Source organism: Catenibacterium sp. UBA627 (assembly GCF_002299355.1).
GTDB classification, from domain to species: Bacteria; Bacillota_I; Bacilli_A; order Erysipelotrichales; family Coprobacillaceae; genus Catenibacterium; species Catenibacterium mitsuoka.
In genome coordinates, this window is sequence record NZ_DBPF01000120.1 from 1 (window position 1) to 3039 (window position 3039).

The following is a 3039-nucleotide window of genomic DNA, read 5'->3' on the forward strand; positions in this document are numbered from 1 at the left end:
GTTGTGAATAAATAAAGCTTTTCATTCTGTATAACAGGTTGTACCTGTTCTTCTTTGATTTTCTTCATATGTCTGCCACTTAGTACTGAGTGACCCATATCATATGTTTTACGTTCCTTGAATTCCTGTGCTTTACCTTCATTCCAGTTCTTAACTGGTCTATAGTAACCTGTAATACGGCTCCATACTTCTGTTGGTTTACCACATACAGGACATATAGGCTGTTCACCTACAAGATAACCATGATCTTCACAAATAGAGTATGTAGGTGAAATTGTATAATAAGGAAGTTTGTAGTTTTCCGCAATCTTTCTTACGAGTGTTGCAGCACCTTTCCAGTCTGGTAGTTTTTCACCTAAGAAGGCATGGAATACAGTACCTGATGTATAAAGAGTCTGTAATTCATCCTGAATATCTAAGGCAGTAAATAAGTCATCTGTATAACCTACTGGTAAATGAGATGAGTTTGTATAGTAAGGTGTATTACCCTCTTTAGTGGCAGTAATGATATCTGGATATTTCTTCTTATCATGTTTCGCAAGACGATAAGATGTAGATTCTGCAGGTGTTGCTTCTAGGTTATATAAGTCACCATATTCTTCCTGATAGATCACTAATCTTTCACGCATATGGTTTAATACATCCTTCGCAAATTCCTGTGCATCTGTATGTGTTAAGTCTTCTTTAAGCCAGTTCGCATTGAGTGTGGCTTCATTCATACCTACTAAACCAATAGTAGAGAAATGATTCTTAAATGAACCTAAATAACGTTTTGTATAAGGATAGAGACCTTCTTCTAATAACTTACTAATAACATCTCTTTTTACCTTTAATGATCTTGCAGCAAGATCCATTAAGTGATCCAGTCTTTCATAGAATTCCTGTTCATTATGCGATAAATAAGCAATACGTGGAAGGTTAATAGTAACGACACCCACTGATCCTGTTGATTCACCTGAACCAAAGAAGCCTCCACTCTTTCTTCTTAATTCTCTTAAGTCAAGTCTTAATCGACAACACATTGATCTGACATCACTTGGTTCCATATCTGAATTAATATAGTTAGAGAAATATGGTGTACCAAACTTTGCAGTCATTTCAAATAATAGTTTATTATTTTCTGTTTCAGACCAATCAAAATCCTTTGTGATAGAGTAAGTAGGAATAGGGTACTGGAATCCACGACCATTCGCATCACCTTCAATCATCACTTCAATAAAGGCTTTATTGATCATGTCCATTTCTTTCTGACAATCCTTATAACGGAAGTCCATTTCTTTTCCACCAACTATCGCATTCAATTCAGCTAAATCATTTGGTACTGTCCAATCTAAAGTAATATTAGAAAAAGGAGCCTGTGTTCCCCAGCGTGAAGGTGTATTGACACCATAAATAAATGATTCAATACATTTCTTGACTTGATCATAAGGAAGATTATCTACCTTTACAAATGGTGCTAAGTAAGTATCAAAAGAAGAGAAAGCCTGAGCACCTGCCCATTCATTCTGCATAATACCTAAGAAGTTCACCATCTGGTTACATAATGACGCAAGATGTTTAGCTGGTTTAGATGTAATCTTACCTGGAATACCTCCTAAACCTTCCTGAATCAATTGTTTTAAAGACCATCCTGCACAATAACCTGTCAACATACTTAAATCATGAATATGGAAATCACCATCTCTATGTGCATCCGCAATCTCCTGATCATATATTTCAGATAACCAATAATTTGCAGTAATCGCACCACTGTTACTTAGAATCAACCCACCAACAGAATAAGTGACAGTAGAATTCTCTTTCACTCTCCAGTCAGTCGCATTCACATAACTATTCACTAGATCCTTATAATCAAGAATCGTGGACTTCATATTTCTTACTTTCTCTCTCTGTTTACGATAAAGAATATAAGACTTCGCCACATCACTATAACCTGCCTGTGATAAGATATCCTCTACACTATCCTGGATATCTTCTACTGCAATCTTATGATCCTTAATTTTCTTTTCAAAATCACTTGTGACCTTTAATGCAAGCATATCAATCACACTTGGATGATATTCTTTCTTTAATGAAATAAATGCTTTTTCAATAGCACGGGTTATCTTCTTTAAATCAAACTCTGTAATCTTACCATCTCTTTTAATGACCTGGTACATATTATCATATCCTTTCTTCTATCCCTCTGATTTCACATTCATCAACATATTCTTCTAAAATCTTCTTATAACTCTGGAGTGTTTCTAATGAGCATGCATGTAAACCTTTTTGAATCACATTCTCATTATCTTCAAAGTTTTGAAGATAATAACGCTTAGCACCTTTGATCCATTCTCCAACTAATCTCATATCATTTTCTGTATGAAATTCTTTAATAATTGTCGTTCTGAATTCATAATCCACATGATTTTCTAATAAATACTGGACTGTTGTCTTAATAGAATCAAGACGATAACCTTCTAAACCAATTGTCTTATTGTATTTCTTAGGGGCATTCTTGATATCTACTGCTACATAGTCTACAAGACCTTCTTCTACCAATTCTTTTAACTTATTAGGAAAAGAACCATTTGTATCTAATTTAATAGAGTACCCCATATCCTTGATTACTCTTAAGAAATCCACAATACCAGTCTGTAATAAAGGTTCTCCACCTGTAATACATACACCCTCTAATACATTCTTTCTCTTTTCTAAGAATTCAAGGACATCTTCCTGTTCAATCTCTACCATATTTTCTGGTAAGAAAACTAAATCAGAATTATGACAGAAAGGACATTTAAAATTACATCCTCCAGTAAATAGAGTACATGCCATCTTTCCTGGATAATCTAGAAGAGTGAGCTTTTGAAAGCCAAAGATACGAAAATGATTCTGGTATGTTGGTTCTTCTATTGCTTTCTTAACTAAAAGATGCATTGTTTTTTCTAATTGATCTACTTCTTCTAAAGTCAAATCAGATGTTAGATGTGACCACCAGTCTTTTCTCGCAAGATACATTTCAGCAATCACATCTTTCGCTTTAGGTGTTGTTTTAAG

General features: G+C 34.4%; 2 protein-coding genes. Both read right to left on the reverse strand.

The features are described 5' to 3' along the window. The coding region (locus tag B2S90_RS07840; RefSeq protein ID WP_286696835.1) for a ribonucleoside triphosphate reductase at window positions 1–2159 on the reverse strand (2159 nt) is incomplete at its 3' end. 4 nt (window positions 2160–2163) lie between these two features. Next, a partial coding sequence (locus tag B2S90_RS07845) for an anaerobic ribonucleoside-triphosphate reductase activating protein (RefSeq protein WP_286696836.1) occupies window positions 2164–3039 on the reverse strand: 876 nt, incomplete at its 5' end.